Origin of the sequence: Oribacterium sp. KHPX15, assembly GCF_900107835.1 — a bacterium.
Lineage (GTDB): Bacteria > Bacillota > Clostridia > Lachnospirales > Lachnospiraceae > Oribacterium.
This window is the reverse complement of sequence record NZ_FNRG01000019.1, coordinates 43,815-60,266: the sequence shown is the minus strand read 5'-3', so window position 1 is coordinate 60,266 and position 16,452 is coordinate 43,815. Positions and strand designations below refer to the sequence as shown.

Sequence of the window (16,452 nt, the reverse complement as noted above, 5' to 3'; positions counted from 1 at the left end):
TCAGAGATAAAAGACGAGAGCCCCGGGTTTTATATATGAGGTTTATATGACTAAGTTTCAAAGGCTGAAAAGAATATTGTTTGGAATCCTGATGATCTTAGTGGCCGGAGTCATGGTGGAATTTGCCAATGATGCCTATATGGTCATTCTGGTCTTTATAGGATGGGGCTTTATGGTCTCCGGGATTGGTTCGATGTTTTATTATTTTACCATGGCCAGGTTTATGGTGGGAGGCAGGAGAGCCCTTTATATCGGTGTGATACTGATGGATTTCGGAATCATTACAATGTCCCTGAGTGATGTACCGGGAATGTATGTGCTGCTGTATCTTGCCATATTGCATGCCTTCGCCGGAGTGATCGAGATACTCCGGGCCCGGGAGACCATGAAAAACGGGTCGAAGCATTTTAAGCTGAAGCTAAGCCATGGGATCATAGATGTACTTTTAGCTATTTGCTGTATCGTATTTATAAAGAATACGAAGATTGCCGTGTTTATCTACAGTTTCGGACTTTTATATTCGGGAATAATGTATGTGATATCCGGTTTCAGAAGAACCGCGATGCTGCAGTATATTCCGTAAAAATAGAATATATACCGTGCAACAAAAGTGTGTCTTTTGTTGCACGGTTTTTTTGCTTTAAAAAATAACATGCAATATCAGGAAAGGTTTGTGAAAGAACGGAAAATATTATCAAGCGAAGATTGGGTATTATGGTTTCATCAACAGAGAACAAAACAAATGATAAATGACCAAGGAGATAAATGATGAAAAAGACACTTCCAATCGGAATACAGGTTTATGGTCTCAGAGATTTGCTGGAGAACACACCTGAAAACTTTAAAAATGTAATGCAGAAGGTTAAGGAGCTTGGATACGATGGCGTGGAGCTTGCCGGCCTTTACGGACATACACCTGAGTATATTAAGGAAACACTTGATGAAGTAGGACTTGTTCCTATCAGCGCGCATGTTGCTTTTGCCGAAATGATGGAAAACATCGACGGCATTATCGCAGATTATAAAAAAATCGGTGTTAAGTACCTTGTAATGCCTTATATGTCAGAGGAATATCGACCGGCAAATCCCGAAGGCTTTAAGAAGTTTCTTCCGCTCTTAAACGAAATCGGACAGAAGATACATGATGCAGGCATGACCTTCCTATATCACAATCATGATTTCGAGTTCGTGAAGATGGATAATGGCAACTGGGGATATGATGAAATGTTTGATGCGATCCCTCATGACAACCTTATGTCAGAGCTTGATACCTGCTGGTGCCAGGTTGCTACTTCTGATGCAGAGGGATTCGTAAAGAAGTATAAGGACAGAATTCCTGTAGTTCATCTGAAGGATTATATCAAGCAGGGTGAAGTTAAGAACATGTACAAGCTCATCGGAATCGACAGTGAGGAAGATGAAGGCGAGACAGGATATTTCGGATTCAGACCGGTAGGTTTCGGAATGATGATCTGGGAACCTGTACTTAATGCAGCGGTTGAGTCCAATGCACAGTGGGTGATAGTCGAGCAGGATGAGCATTATGAACTCGAGCCCCTGGAGTGCGCAAGAAGAAGCAGAGAGTATCTGAGAATCTTAGGCTGGTAATTTAATAGAACTTTTTGAAACTTGAGGATCGGAATGTCACAATATGACATTCTGAATGAAACAAAGGATTATATACACTACTTAGGAGAAGATAAAATGAAAGAAATAAGAATTGCAATCATCGGAACGGGAATGATTTCCCACAGACACATGACAGTTATCCAGAATCTGCAGAAGCGCGGACAGAACCTTAAGGTTGTAGCCGCTGCTGAGATTGACAAGGCTAAGCTTGAAGCATTCGGTAAAAAGTATGGCATCGACGAGAAGGACCTTTACCAGGACTTCAGAGAGATGCTCAAGAGAGATGATATCGATGAAGTTGAAGTATGTGTACACAACAATCTTCATACATCTGTTGCAACAGCCGTTATGGCAGCAGGCTTTGACTGCTACTCAGAGAAGCCTATGTCAGCAAGCTACGCAGATGCAAAGATACTTTACGATGCACAGAAGAAGTATGGAAAGAAGCTTGCTATTCAGATCAGCTCTATCTACAATCCTCAGACAAGAATCGCAAAGGAAATGATCGCTGACGGTAAGCTTGGTAAGATTTATCATGCAAGAAGCGTTGGTCACAGACGTCAGGGACGTCCCGGATATGATATGCCTTTCTTCAGCCGTGATTTCGTAGATCCAAGAGTTGGTGTACATGGACCTCTTTTCGATCTTGGAATCTATCACATTGCTCAGATGCTTTATGTAATGGGAATGCCGGAGCTTGAGAGCGTATACGGAACAACCACTTGTGATTACTGGAGAGATAAGAGAATAGATGATGCCGTAAACTGTCACACACCTGTTGAGGATCTTTCTGTAGCTATCGCTCGTTTCAAGAACGGTCTTTCAATGGATATTTATGAGGACTGGGCTATCCATATGGATGAAATCGGATCCAGCTTTATCGCCGGTTCTCTCGGTGGACTTAAGTTTACTGATGTTGACCAGACAGGCGGACCTATGGCTGTTCCTGAGGGCGGAAACATCGTTGGCGGAGGAGAACTTCAGAAGCCGAGACTTCAGTACTTCGGCGTTGATGAGAAGGGTCGCCTTTTCGATACAAAGCTTGAGTGTGCTATCGGCGATGTTACAGGTATGCAGGAGCTTGCGCTCAATCCTGAGATGGAGAAGTTCAATGACAACCAGCTTCACTGGTATTCATACCTTCGCGGAGAGCTTACCGATGAAACAAGAATCGACTCACCTTATATCGCAATGCAGACAGCATTCCTTTCAGAAGGTGTTGTTCTTTCAAACGAGCTTGGCCGTTCTGTTACTGCCGATGAGATCAGGGCAATGTCTAAATCCATCGCTATCCGTGAGCAGGAGACACCTTTCGGAACAATCAAATATGATTTTGATGATTACAAGGCTTAATCAGGGTTACATCACACAGGCGGGGACGAAATTTCGTCCCCGCTTTTTGCGTGCTTAGGTTTAATATGTTATCATTTGATATACATTGATGATTACTTAGCCCAAGGAGAGCTTTCTTAAATATATGGAAACCAAAAATTTAAGCTATACCGTAAAAAGAGCTGTTAAGAACGAAACCTCAAGACAGGTGGAGATGACGATTCTTTTTCTGTTGGAAGGAAAAATGACCGTGCGCTACCGGGACGAAGATTTCAGAATGGCAGAAGGAGACATCATACTTATTAATCCCGGAACGGAATATGAGATTGTTGAGTGTTTTGATGCCCTTTACGGAATCGCCATTTATCCAATGCAGCTTATGACGGATATCCTGAAAAACAGCAGAATGATGTTTTATTGCAATTCTGTTGTTGATATGAGTCATTCGTACCGGGATCTAAGGGATATTTTCTACGAACTGACGGCAGAATATACCGAGGATGCTCATAAGAGTTCTGCTTATAATGCGAGTCTTCTTTTGAAGATGCTTGACTGTCTTGTTGAGAATTATCAGCTCCATGCTAATGATTTAAAGGATGAGGAAACTGAGGCTGATGCCCGCATGAGGGAGATGATGCAGTACATCCTCTCAAATCTTGACAGAGATATAAACTTAAATGAACTTGCGGACAGCATGTTTGTTTCGGCATCTACCCTTTCGAGAATTTTCAAGAAACATACGGGGGTATATTTTGCTGATTATGTTATGCAGCTCAGGGTACAGTCGTCGCTTCAGCTTCTAAGGTCAACTAAACAGACTGTTACCCAGATTGCACTTACCTGCGGTTTTGCAAATTCAGCCTCCTTTAACCGATCCTTCCGAAAAGTTATGGGAATCGCGCCTACCGACTACAGAAAGAAGTTCCAGGAAGACAGCCTTCCGGAGGAGGCGCCGGAGGAGAATACAGAAGAAGATATCCGAGAGGAACTTAAGGAGAAGGGATATAAGAAGGTAAGAGGAGAAAAGAGTTTTACCGCACTGACAGATCTTAAGGCCAAGCCCGGAGTAAAGTACGAAAAGACCTGGAACAAGGTAATGAATGTTGGCGCCATGAGCGACCTTACCAAGGCGAATATGCAGTACCATACTCTGTTTATAAACGAGCATCTTCACTTCAGGTATTTCCGTATCTGGAACGTATTCAGCAGAAAGATGATGCTTTTCGATGGAAAAAGTATCGGTGTTTATAATTATGACATGGTGGATCAGGTGCTGGACTTCTTTGTACAGCATCATCTGCAGCCCTTCCTGGAATTTGGCAGAAGACCTGAAGCGGCTCTGAGTTCCGAAACCAGGCCGGTTTACTATAATGAAGAATATATTGATTTTGTTTCAAGAGAAGCATGGGAGAGTCTTCTGGAGGATTTCCTGACACACATAGTTTCGAGATATGGGCTTGGGGTTGTTTCCACATGGATTTTTGAGCTCACCAGGGACAACTGGCATGAGTCCCGTCATCCTGAACAGGGGATTTACAAGGGAGAGTACGATTTCTTTAATGCCTTTAAGTTTTTCTATGAGACTATCCGTTCAAAGATTCCGGGCGCGGAGGTTGGAGGTATAGGAAGTGTCATCACCTATGATGAGTCATTTCTGAGGGACTTTTATGAAAAATGCCTGCAAAATAACATAAAGGCAGATTTTACTTCATTTCTTCTGTTTCCCTATGAGACCTCTTCGGAAAGCCTTTTGCCCCGGGACTCCGTAAAAAAGAGTCAGAATAACGTGGTAAATGAGGAAATCAGGAAGGAAAGATCCAGAGTTATTTCCGGAAACAGTAATTATGAGGAGGAGCAGGTCGATAAGATAAGAGCTCTCATGAAGGCTTTCGGCATGGAAGATGCAAAAATATATATAACAGAATGGAACAATTCCATATCCAACAGAAATGCACTGAATGACAGCTGTTTCAGAGCGGCTTACATGGTGCGTAAGCTCATCAATATTTATGACAAGGTAGATATCATCAGCGTGATGTGCGCCTCCGACTGGATAAGCAGCTATATGGATACTGTCGGTATCGCTAACGGAGGTATAGGACTTCTTACTAAGGATACTATACGTAAGCCTGCTTATTACGCAATAGACTTCATGAATCAGCTTGGTGAATATATCATGGACAAGACTGATAAATTCATAGTCAGCAGAAAGGAAAACGGAGACATTTACATCGTGTGTCATAACTTTTCCTGGTTCAGGGAGAATTATCTCATGCAGGATGAGGATGTGAACATACTCGAAAATCGTCCTATGATATTTGAGGATGAGAAGGAGCTGAACCTCCATATAAAGCTTAGAAATATTGGAGAGCCCGGAGATTATTGTATAAAGAGAAGGGTCCTTAATAACAGTAATGGAAGTATCCTGGGAGAATGGAGCAAATTCCAGTTCAATACCAGACTTACCAGACAGGATATCAAATATCTTGAGGCCATTTGTCTGCCTAACCTGAGCCAAAATGTTTCTTCGATTTCAGGGTATGGTGATGAGATTGAACTCGATTTAAGACTCGAACCTCACGAAATAAGCATTATACATATTTTCAGGACATAAAACTGATTTCAGGATGCAAAAAATCAATGACATCCGGGTGTATTTATACAAATTGATCATAGGTCAAAGCCGGAAAATAAAGGGCGATGCAACAGATGATATAATTCTGTTGCATCGCCCTTTAAATATGTGTGATTTTGTGCAAATCATAATATGTGATTGTAAATATATGAAAAGAATCGTTGTTAAAATCCTCCTAAAATACACTTATCTTAAGTAACTTTTTTGGTAATAAGTTTCTTACCGGACTAAAAAAAATCAGATAGGGGTATCAGTTATGGAGAAGAAAAGAAAAGCTTCACGCTTAGGCACGATTTGCTATGGTCTCGGAGACCTGGCATCACAATTTGTATGGACTTATGTAGGTTCATACCTGACAATCTACTACACGGATGTAGTTGGTCTCGCACCACTGGCGGTAACAGTGATCATGATGCTCGCCAGAATATGGGATGCGGTTAATGATCCTATGATGGGTGCCATCGCAGAAAGAACACGTTCAAAGTTCGGAAGGTTCAGACCGTACATCGCATTCGGCGCTCCTTTCCTTGCATTATTCAGCGTATTGACATTCGTTAATCCTTTCGGAGGAAAGAGTACAGCAGGTGTTATATGGGCAGCGGTAACCTACATTATCGCAGGTATGATCTACACACTTGTAAATATTCCTTACGGTGCACTTGCAGGTGTAATGACCGAGGATGCAGATCAGAGAAATGTTATCAACACATTCAGAAATATCGGTATGAACCTCGGTATGGTGATTGTAAACGGTTTGTCAGCAGGTCTTGCTCTTAAGTTCTCTGCAGCAGGCGCACAGGTTGCAGACGGACATGGTTACATGATGGTTGCAATCATTTACGGAATCATCTCTATTCCGATGTTTTTGATCGTTGCACTTACAGGTAAGGAAGTTGTACAGCCTGTAAATGAGGAAGTGAGAGGATTTTCCTTCAAGGAAACAATCGCAAATCTTGTAAATAACAAGTACCTTATGATCATCACACTTATCATGGTACTTCAGATGACTGCATTCATGGGCCGTATCGCAGTGACTGCTTATTATGTAATCTACTGCCTCGGTTCATTCACGATGATCGGTCTGATAATGACTATCCCTTCCATCGGAGGAATCATTGGTTCATTATTTGTTCCATTCTTTGCTAAGAGATTTGGAAAGAGAAATGTCCTTATGGGTGCCATGGCAATCCAGGCTGTCGGACTTTTCATTATGTATCTTGCACCATTTGACAATATGAACATGGTGCTTGCAGGAGACATTATCTTCGGTCTCTTCAATGTAGGTTTCCCTATGAGTCTTTCAATGGTTTCAGACTCTGTTGATTATATGGAGCTTAAGAGCGGAGTTCGTACAGACGGAACAGCTTATGCAACTTACGGTCTTGCAACAAAGGTTGGTAATGCCATCGGTGGTGCCTTCGGTATCATGATAATGAGTGCCTTCGGATATGTTGCAAATGCTGAGCAGACGGTGGAAGCCCTCAAGGGAATCAACGTTACAGTCAACCTTATTCCTGCAATTCTGTTTGTGGTTTCAGCTGCGGCATGTCTGCTCTGGGATATGACAGACGCACAGGCTGATGAGATCAGAAGAAAGCTTGCCGAGAGACACACCGGAATCAGCTACGAAGAAGAAATAAATGCAGATCTTGTTGGAGCAGCAAAGGCTGTCTGAATTTAAAAAAAAAGGAGAAAAACGATGTATAAGTATGATAGAAAAGGTCCAAAGAGAGGAGTCGCTTTATACAGCTACTCAGCAGAGTTCGGACTTTCAAAGACACTGGAAGACTGTTTTGAAGATTTACGTGATATGGGTGCACACGGAATAGAGATTCTTGCAAACACCCATATAGAGAACTATCCGTATCCCACAGACGAATGGGTAGAGAACTGGCACAGACTTTGCGATAAGTATGAGATTGTTCCTGTGGAGTACGGTAACTGGATTGACTCACATGTTCTCGGTGACAGAGATCTCACAACCGAAGAGGCTGTTGAGATGCTTAAGAGAGATATCCGTCTTGCCCACAGACTTGGTTTCACAGTTATGAGAACCAAGATGCCGGTTATCAACGATCTTCTTGAGCCGGTTCTTAACTGGAGAGAGATCATAAAAGGCGCTCTTCCTCTGGCAGAGGAGCTTGGCATACAGATGTGCCCTGAGATACACACACCATCTAACCTTAAGGGCAAGCTTGTTTCTGATTTCGTTGACTTCATTAAGGAGACAGGCACAAAGAATTTCGGCCTCAACATTGACTTCTCTGTATTCCGTACAGAATTCAAGGAAGGCGAGTGGGTTGACCCCAATTACACACCAAACAAGCCTGAAGACATTATTCCGCTGCTTCCATATATTTATTGCTGCCATGCAAAATTCATCAACATGAGCGATGATTTCCAGGAGACAACAATCCCATATCCTGAGATCATCAAGGTTATGCAGGATAACGGATATGAGGGCTATCTGTTAAGCGAGTATGAAGGTGCTGATAAGTATGATGACGGCTACGAAGTAGGACAGACTCTTCGTAAGCATCACATTCTTCTTAAGAATCTGCTTGGAGATTAAAAGATTTTTTAAAGGAGGTTAGATAATAAATGGAAAAACAGGTTATCCAGTCAGTTGGATTTAGAAATATTAAAGATGAAAAGGGTAATGTTACAGGCTTTCAGCTTAAAGTGAAGCTCCCGTATTACAGAGGGATTTTCCTTTCACAGCTTCGCCCGGGTACACTTTTCGTAGACGGTGAGAGATTTGATAAGGATCTCATCACATGGAATATCAACGGTGAAGATTTCACAAATGATGAAATGAAATCAGATTTTCAGACTCACTGGTCAACAACAAAGCCTGCAGTGCTTAAGGTAAAGAAGGAAGGCGGTCTTTCCCAGGGCTATCATGATCTGAAGTACGGCTTCTGCTGGACCTCATCATATATGCCGCCAATCATTCAGGACGGTCTCGATCCGGATAAGGAGCCCATGGTATACATGCCAGAGTTCGGACATCATGTAAATGAGAGAAGATTATTGATTGTATAAGTTATAAGGTCGGAAAACGATGAATGTTTTCCGACTTTTTTGTTGCATCCGTCCCCAGTGGATTACGGAGTGCAACAAATGAACAACATATATTGCAGAAGACATTAGCTAAATAAATCAAAAGCAAAATATGATGTTTATTTGGTTTTCGATGAAAAGAGGAAAAAAGTGCATTGAGATATCATTAGCATACAAACAAAACAGAACTTTCTAACACAGGAGGAAATATAGTTATGAAGAAAAGAATAATTTCAGGATTATTAACAGGAGTTATGGCTCTTTCACTTGCAGCCTGCGGCAGCAGCACAGACAATGCCGGAGCTGCAGTACCGGAAGCATCAGGCGCAGCAGATCAGAAAGCGGAGGCTACAGCCGCTGCAGGAGAGTCAGCTTCAACACACATTTATGTTCTGACAGCACCTGAGGATCATGGCTGGACCGGTTCGGTTGCAACATTTGCAAAAGAAAAGGTTGAGGAAGTCAACAGCGAAGGCAAGTACAGCGCAGAAGTTATCACCTGTGATGATGCATCATATCAGATCAATCAGATTGAGGACATCATCGCCAAGGGAGAGAAGGACATCGCAGTAGTTATCCAGCCTATCGATGATACAGTACAGTCTGCTATCCAGGAACTGGTAGACGCAGGTGTCCCATATGTTGCATTTGACAGAATCATCGACGGAGTTCAGGACAGTGCAGTTGCCAATGTTAAGGGCGATAATGAAGGCATCGGTGCAGGTTCTGCAGCATATTTCGTATCACTTGGTCTTAAGCCTGGCGATAAGGTTTACGTTTACGAAGGAGATACTTCATCAGTTACAACACTTCGTAATCAGGGCTTTACAGAGTACCTTACAGGTGAGCTTGAATTTGACGGTCAGAAGATTGCTGATGATGCAAAGTGGACAGAGGATCAGGTAAACAGCAGCATTACATATTCAGGTGCCATGAACTGGAGCCGTTCTGATACAAAGGCTTCTTTTGAAACACTTATGGGAGACAACTCAAATACTTCAATTAAGTGGATCTATGCAGAGGATGATGAGCTCGGAATGGGTATCCTTGAAGCATTAAACGGAGGCGGAATCGAGGATTCTGCGAAGGAAGCATTCCTTGGAAACAAGCCTGTTATCACCGGCTGCGGCGGACTTGACGAGTTTTACGGTGTATTAAGAGGTGAGTCTTACGGTGATATCTACGGTCAGCTCGGCGGATTAATGTCAGTAACCTACAGCCCAAGCATGATTCAGACTGCGATCGCAGATATGGTTGATTATCTTGACGGCAAGGAAGTTACCCAGGACCACGTTATCGAGTGTAAGAATGTAACTGCAGATAATGTTTCTGAATTCAAGGGATTCAACTAAAATTGTGAATCGAACTGATTGATATCTGTATGTCAGAAATAAATGAAAAGCCGATTGGAATGACATCTGTATGTCAAATATTACTGCTGATACAACAGTGTTAATAAATTTTTGGGGGAAAAGGCATGTCGCTTCTGGAAATGAAAAATATTAAAAAGTCCTTCAGCGGCGTACCGGTTTTGAAAGGCGTGGATCTTACTGTGGAAAAGGGCGAAATCCACGCCCTTCTCGGTGAAAACGGAGCCGGTAAGTCAACGCTGATGAATATCCTGACCGGAACTATAGATTCGGACGGGGGTTCGATTACTTTCGATGGTCAGGAATTAAAGAATATAACCATTAAAAAGAGTGAGGAAACCGGTATAGCATTTGTACACCAGGAACTCAATCTTTTTAATGATCTGAGAGTATTTGAAAATATATATATAAATAAAGAGCTTACCAATGCGTTCGGAAAACTGAGAAAAAAAGAAATGATCAGGAATTCCGAAAAGCTCTTTAAAGAGTTAGGGGTAAGCATTGACCCTGAGGAGCTTGTGGATAATCTGAAGATGGGTGAGAAACAGCTGCTGGAGATAAGCAAAGCGCTTTTCTTTGACGCGAAACTTCTGATCCTTGATGAACCCACAACTTCTCTCACCAATGAAGAAGTAGAGCATCTTTTCGGGATAGTAAAAGAGTTAAAAAAGAAGGGGATATCTTTTATATTTATTTCCCATAAGATGCCCGAAATCTTCGAGTACTGTGATTCATACACGGTTTTCAGAAACGGTGAATATGTTGGCAGCGGGAAGATTGCTGATACCACACCTCAGGAAGTAACAAAACTGATGGTGGGGCATGCTTCGGATAACGGAGACATTTACCGTAAAAGAGAGACCGGGGAGGAAGTGCTGAAGCTTGATAAGGTAAGCGGAAAAGGTTTCAGTAACATCTCCATGTCCGTGAAGAAGGGTGAGATCCTGGGACTTACGGGACTTCAGGGTTCAGGCAGCAGTGAACTTTTACAGAGTCTTTTCGGAGCCAACCCAATAAGTTCCGGAGAGGTTGAAGTATTTGGAAAGAAGTTTTCTGAAATAGATACACATAAAGCAATGAGAGCGGGAATCGGACTCCTCCCGGCAAATCGTAAGGAAAATTCCGTAATTCCTGACATGACGATCGCGGAAAACATGTATCTTGCCGAGCAGGTGCTTTCGGCAGTGCATTTCAACATAGATAAGAAAAAAGAGAAAGATAACTATCAAAATTATAAACAGCAGCTCAATATCAAGGCCGAGTCGGCGGATGACGGAATTCTTTCCCTGAGCGGAGGAAATCAGCAGAAGGTATTTATAGCAAGATGGCTGAATACCGGTGCCGACATTCTTCTTTTCGATAATCCTACACAGGGGATCGATGTGGGTGCGAAGGAAGAAATATATAAACTGATATTGAAGCTCTCAGAATCGGGGAAGACGATACTTGTAAACACCCTGGAAATTCCCGAGCTGCAAAAAGTGGCGGACAGAGTTTTGATCTTCTATAACGGTGAGATAATCAAGAGTCTTTCACATGATGAAATAGAAGAGCACACAGTCATGATGTATTCTACCAATTCTGTGGAGGCGTGAAAGAGATGGATATAGCAATGAACATAGCGATGGAAAAGAGCAAAAAAAAGAAAAATGTGCTGGGCAGTATATGGCACAATTACAGTTTCATATTTGTATTTTTTATTATCTTCATAGTATATGCGGTGAGCAGCAGTGTGATGACCTGGAGCGCCACCATGAATATCCTGAGGCATTCAGCGGTCATCGGTATAGTTTCACTGGGAATGGGAATGGTATGCCTCACCGGTGAGATAGACCTTTCGGCAGGTTCTACACTGGCACTTGTAAGCGGATTCTCGGTGGTAATCTTCAATGCCACATCAGGAAATCTGTTTTTAACGGCAATTTTCTCGGTTGCTTTCGGTGCGGCTCTCGGATTTATAAACGGTCTTCTTGTGGGAGTGGTTAAGATGCCATCCTTCATTGTGACTCTGGCTACAATGCTTATCTACAGATCATTCTCACAGTACTTCTGTCAGCACATTCCAAAAGCGCTTATAGGAGGAGGCTCTTCCGTTTACAGAATGTCCAATAAATTCAGCGGCTATGACATCATGTATGCCATCGGAAACAACAAGCTCGCTACCATACCTATCGTAGGAATTCTCCTTATAATCTTCACTGTTATCTTTGTATATATTCTTGAAGATACAAAATACGGCAAGAAGATTTATGCTACCGGTTCAAGTGAAAAGGGAGCTTTCATGACAGGTATCAACGTTAAGGCAGTCAAGATGTCTGTTTTCGTGATCATGGGTGCAATGGTAGGTATAGCAGCTTATCTCTGGATCTGCATGAATGCATCTTCAGATCCTGCAACAACAGGTTCAAGCTATGAGATGTACGCAATTGCAGCAGTAGTCCTCGGCGGTATAGCAATGAGCGGCGGACGCGGCAGAATGCTGGGAGTACTTTTCGGATCACTTTCCTATACTGTTATCGATAAGATAATCATTGCGTTAAAGATGGATTCACTTATCAACAATGCAATAAAGGGAATTATCCTTATAGTTGTAATTCTTATTCAGATTGCAGCACCTCAGATAAAAGAAAAACTGAAAAAATGAGTTGATTCTGGAGGGGATTGATAATGAAAAAAATCAGAGTTGGAATCATAGGCTGCGGGGCTATTTCTGTGAGGAGACATTTGCCTGAGTATGCAGCCCGTGAGGATGTTGAAATAGCCGCAATTTATAACAGGACCAGAAGTAAGGCAGAGGAAATTCAGAAGCAGTACGGCGGTGTGGTTTGTGACAGCGTTGAGCAGCTTGTGGCTATGGATCTGGATGCAGTCAGCGTATGTACTTCAAATGCACGCCATGCCCACGATGCAATACTTGCCCTTCAGGCAGGTAAGCATGTACTTTGTGAAAAGCCGATGGACGTTACGATCTATAAATGTATCGCCATGGTGGAAGAGGCAGAGAAAGCAGGAAAACTTCTTATGATCGCACAGAATCAGCGTTTTTCATCCGCTCATGTTAAGGCAAAAGAACTGATACAGGCAGGTGAGATAGGAAGAATAGTATCCTTCGAGACTAAATTCGGTCATTCGGGACCTGAGAGATGGACAGGCTCCGATGATACCTGGTTCTTTAAGAAGACAGATGCCGGAATGGGTGCTCTGGCAGACCTTGGTATCCATAAGACGGATCTTGTGCATTACCTTACAGGGGAGAATATTACAGAGGTTTATGCTCATACGGCAACGCTTGACAAGAAATACCCTAATGGATCTCTTATCGACGTTGAGGATAATGCCTGGTGTATCTACAAACTGGCAAACGGTGCAACAGGAACGATGCACGCAAGCTGGACAGATTACGGTCAGGAATATAATTCTATCGTCATTCATGGAACAGAAGGTTCAATAAGATGCTACGATGACAGAGAATACAGCCTTATCGTGGAGAAAAAGGATGGAAGACAGAATTTCCTTTCGACTGAAAAAATGATGACCAATGCCGATCAGACCATCGGAACCGGTGAAAGTTTGAATTCGGGTGTAATAGACGAATTTATAGAGTCAATTAAAGGTGAAAGGAAATGCAGATGTACCGGAGCAGATGCTCTCAAATCAATGAGAGTTATCTTTGCAGCCATGGCATCTTCCGACATCGGAAGAATGATCACTATTCCGGAAAACAGATAAATATAAAAAAGCCACCGGGGATGACGGTTCTCATGGTAGAGAGCTGTACCCGGTGGTACTGGATTCTCGCGGCTAATTTCTTCAAATGATTAGAAGCTTCCGTTCAAATTCTCAAATGTATCAATAACAACTACACAGTCCTCAGTTACTCTCTGCATCACAAGCTTCATGATATTTTCAGGAAGAGCAACACATCCGCCTGTATAAGGCTTCAAAGGTCCAAAACAGTGAAGGAATATAGCGGAGCCTCTTCCGGGAGTACCTTCTTCGTTGAAGCTGATATTAAGGCAGTACTGGTACTGATACTCATAATCTGTAATGTGCTCGCTGTTATCCTTAACAAGGTCAGGATAGTCCTTTATATCAACCATTTCATTATAATGCATACCCTCGCGGTCATCACCTGACCACCAGGTATCATCGGTTACCTTAACATATGGAATCTGGCATCCAGGGTCATCTGCAATACCGAAGGCCTTGTTGAAGTGATAGGTACCAATAGGAGTCTGTGCGCAGCCCTCCTTGTGATCTTCATCAGGGCAGAGACCGTTAAGGCCTACAAAACCCGGAGTTGAAAGAATCTGTACCCAGTTTCCATCCTTATCTCTCTCATGCATTGAAACAGTGGCTGTTGTCTTATCCATGCCCATTCCGGCAACAACAAAAAGCTGTTTTGTATTCTCGTCTTTTGCAGCAGGCAGGTTCGTTACCCATTCAGGAGAAGCCTGTTCTTTCTGGATGGATGCGTGGATTTCAACAGAGGTCTTTGCATCCAGAGCAACCGAAGCAGAGCTTCCATCTTCTACAGCAGTGGTCTTTTCATTGGTTTCTGCAGCAGTGGTTTCTGAAGTGCCTGCAGTCGGAATTTCACTGGCTCCGCAGCCCGCAAGAATCAGACACAGAGCAGATGCTAAAAGAATAGATTTTTTCATCATGATAATCCCCCTTATAAAACTAATGATTTTGTATTTCGTCATTCTTTCCGTGATGTGAACTCACACTGCCTCAGCACAAGCATAAATCATGATTTAATCACAGGATGAGATGCCCGATGTAAGTATTTTACCACATTTGATGCAGATACTATTGATTTATGTAATAAAACTATTTAAAAATCTTTCAATACTAAACGGAAACTTTAAGGTTTACGTACATATGTTATATATAGAGGCCATTAATCGATATAATCATTATCAACAGTTTGGAAGCTGTAATTATCAGCTATTTTGCCATCTGTGGGGTTCGTAAGCTGAGGGAGATTCATTGCCGGCCCTATAGTAACTGATGATTGACTAAGGAATAGTAAAAATGAATGACAATATAGTATTTATAGAATTAAATGTGCTGTGTGTAACCATATTGGCTCTTGTCCTTATGAAGGTCGTTTCCGGTCTCAGTAAGAGCAACAGGGTTAATGTTTCTTTCGCGAGGGTTATCATAGCGCATATTTTTATGACGATTTTTTACTGTGTAACGGGGCTCCTGAGTGATATGGGAGCCCATACTCTTAATGGGATCAATCTGATCCTTATTTCCAGGACCTTATGTGATATAGGGGTATATCTGTCTGTTTACAGTTGGATCTCATTTATAATGAAAACAGAGAAGCCATTCTTTGAGAAAGACAAGAAGGGAGTGCTTATCTGGGCAATGCCTTTTGCCGGGCTGACAGCATTATCCCTCTACTCGCCATTCACAAGGATGTTTTTTTACATCGATGGCAGCGGCATGCTTCATAACGGGGATCTGGCTTTGTTCCAAAAAGTAGTAGTATATATGACGGCTTTGCTGGCGTCATCTACATGTTTTACCAGTTCCAGAAAGTATGATGACAGCGATAAAAGAAAGCTGGTTGCAAGTATAGCGCTGTATCCGGTTCTTCCTTTTATAGCGGCTGTTGCTGAGCTTTATACGTCCGGATGTTTCGTACCTGCAGCGACAATGCTTATGCTCCTGATGATCTTTTTCAACAAGCAGGAAATGATGATCTATAAGGATCATCTTACCGGTCTTAACAACAGATCAAGGCTGCTCAGATACCTGGAAGATCGAATGAAAAACGGAAGAAACGGGCTTTATGCCATTATGATGGATGTAAACCATTTTAAGGAGATAAACGATCATTACGGTCATGTTGAAGGCGACAAGGTACTGGCTTATGTTGCAGATTCCTTAAAGGCTGTTCTGGACAAGGTTCCGAGGAAGACATTCCTGGCAAGATATGGTGGGGATGAGTTCATACTGATCATCAATATGGACTCGGAAGGAGACATTAAAAACCTGGTCAAGGCAATAAAGAGGAAGGTGGGAAATTTTGGACCCGGATTGAAGAAGATTCCCATATCCATTGCCTGCGGTTATGTAAAATACGATAAGAAATATTGCGATATAGACAGCTTTATAGAGGCTGCCGATGAGGCAATGTACAGGGATAAATATAAGAACAGAAATGACAATGCAAATATGATGCCGGAGCAGGCAATGTCGGGCTGAATGATTAATGAAGAGAGTTGTGGGGATCCATAACTCTCTTTTTTTGCATTGCAGGGCCGCTGATAGTAATGTGTCTGTTTCATAGACAGGGTGTCCTGCGTGCGGGCAGGAAAAACTTCGCTGCCTGATTCCTGAAAAGCAGAAAAAGAAACACCTGAGTCCAATAGGGGTGGACTCAGGTGTTCTTTTGATGGGACACTA

13 protein-coding genes are annotated in these 16,452 nt (G+C 42.4%); 12 read left to right on the top strand and 1 reads right to left on the bottom strand.

Annotated features, from left to right (window positions below; genetic code table 11):
* Window positions 1–46: 46 nt before the first annotated feature.
* From BLV86_RS11700 to BLV86_RS11650, 11 genes are all read left to right on the top strand, one after another.
* Window positions 47–583 (top strand): DUF308 domain-containing protein, encoded by a 537-nt coding sequence (locus BLV86_RS11700; RefSeq protein WP_081827991.1) that lies wholly within the window; start codon window positions 47–49, stop codon window positions 581–583.
* A gap of 185 nt (window positions 584–768) precedes the next feature.
* Entirely contained in the window at window positions 769–1,608 is an 840-nt protein-coding gene (locus tag BLV86_RS11695; protein ID WP_090817516.1) for a sugar phosphate isomerase/epimerase family protein, read from the top strand.
* Between the two features lie 96 nt (window positions 1,609–1,704).
* Window positions 1,705–2,982, top strand: a complete 1,278-nt coding sequence (locus tag BLV86_RS11690) for a Gfo/Idh/MocA family protein (protein ID WP_090817585.1) — start codon at window positions 1,705–1,707, stop codon at window positions 2,980–2,982.
* A gap of 124 nt (window positions 2,983–3,106) precedes the next feature.
* The gene (locus BLV86_RS11685; protein ID WP_090817513.1) at window positions 3,107–5,575 is read left to right on the top strand and encodes a GH39 family glycosyl hydrolase; all 2,469 of its coding nucleotides are present in this window, start codon (window positions 3,107–3,109) and stop codon (window positions 5,573–5,575) included.
* 277 nt (window positions 5,576–5,852) lie between these two features.
* On the top strand, window positions 5,853–7,271 hold the full coding sequence (locus BLV86_RS11680; protein WP_090817510.1) for an MFS transporter: 1,419 nt from the start codon (window positions 5,853–5,855) through the stop codon (window positions 7,269–7,271).
* Window positions 7,272–7,295: 24 nt separating this feature from the next.
* Window positions 7,296–8,168 (top strand): sugar phosphate isomerase/epimerase family protein, encoded by an 873-nt coding sequence (locus BLV86_RS11675; RefSeq protein ID WP_090817507.1) that lies wholly within the window; start codon window positions 7,296–7,298, stop codon window positions 8,166–8,168.
* Window positions 8,169–8,197: 29 nt separating this feature from the next.
* On the top strand, window positions 8,198–8,641 hold the full coding sequence (locus BLV86_RS11670; protein ID WP_090817504.1) for a C-glycoside deglycosidase beta subunit domain-containing protein: 444 nt from the start codon (window positions 8,198–8,200) through the stop codon (window positions 8,639–8,641).
* Window positions 8,642–8,874: 233 nt separating this feature from the next.
* The gene (locus BLV86_RS11665) at window positions 8,875–10,011 is read left to right on the top strand and encodes a substrate-binding domain-containing protein (protein ID WP_090817502.1); all 1,137 of its coding nucleotides are present in this window, start codon (window positions 8,875–8,877) and stop codon (window positions 10,009–10,011) included.
* Window positions 10,012–10,136: 125 nt separating this feature from the next.
* Window positions 10,137–11,624, top strand: a complete 1,488-nt coding sequence (locus BLV86_RS11660; protein ID WP_090817499.1) for a sugar ABC transporter ATP-binding protein — start codon at window positions 10,137–10,139, stop codon at window positions 11,622–11,624.
* A gap of 5 nt (window positions 11,625–11,629) precedes the next feature.
* A complete protein-coding gene (locus BLV86_RS11655; RefSeq protein WP_330386239.1) occupies window positions 11,630–12,673 on the top strand; it encodes an ABC transporter permease in 1,044 nt (347 codons plus the stop codon).
* A gap of 23 nt (window positions 12,674–12,696) precedes the next feature.
* Window positions 12,697–13,758, top strand: a complete 1,062-nt coding sequence (locus tag BLV86_RS11650; protein WP_090817497.1) for a Gfo/Idh/MocA family protein — start codon at window positions 12,697–12,699, stop codon at window positions 13,756–13,758.
* An 89-nt stretch (window positions 13,759–13,847) separates the two neighbouring features.
* On the opposite strand, the gene BLV86_RS11645 is transcribed toward BLV86_RS11650, so the two are convergent.
* A complete protein-coding gene (locus BLV86_RS11645; RefSeq protein ID WP_090817494.1) occupies window positions 13,848–14,693 on the bottom strand; it encodes a hypothetical protein in 846 nt (281 codons plus the stop codon).
* Window positions 14,694–15,066: 373 nt separating this feature from the next.
* Between BLV86_RS11645 and BLV86_RS11640 the strand changes: the two genes are divergently transcribed.
* Entirely contained in the window at window positions 15,067–16,251 is a 1,185-nt protein-coding gene (locus tag BLV86_RS11640) for a GGDEF domain-containing protein (RefSeq protein ID WP_090817491.1), read from the top strand.
* The last annotated feature ends 201 nt before the right edge of the window (window positions 16,252–16,452 follow it).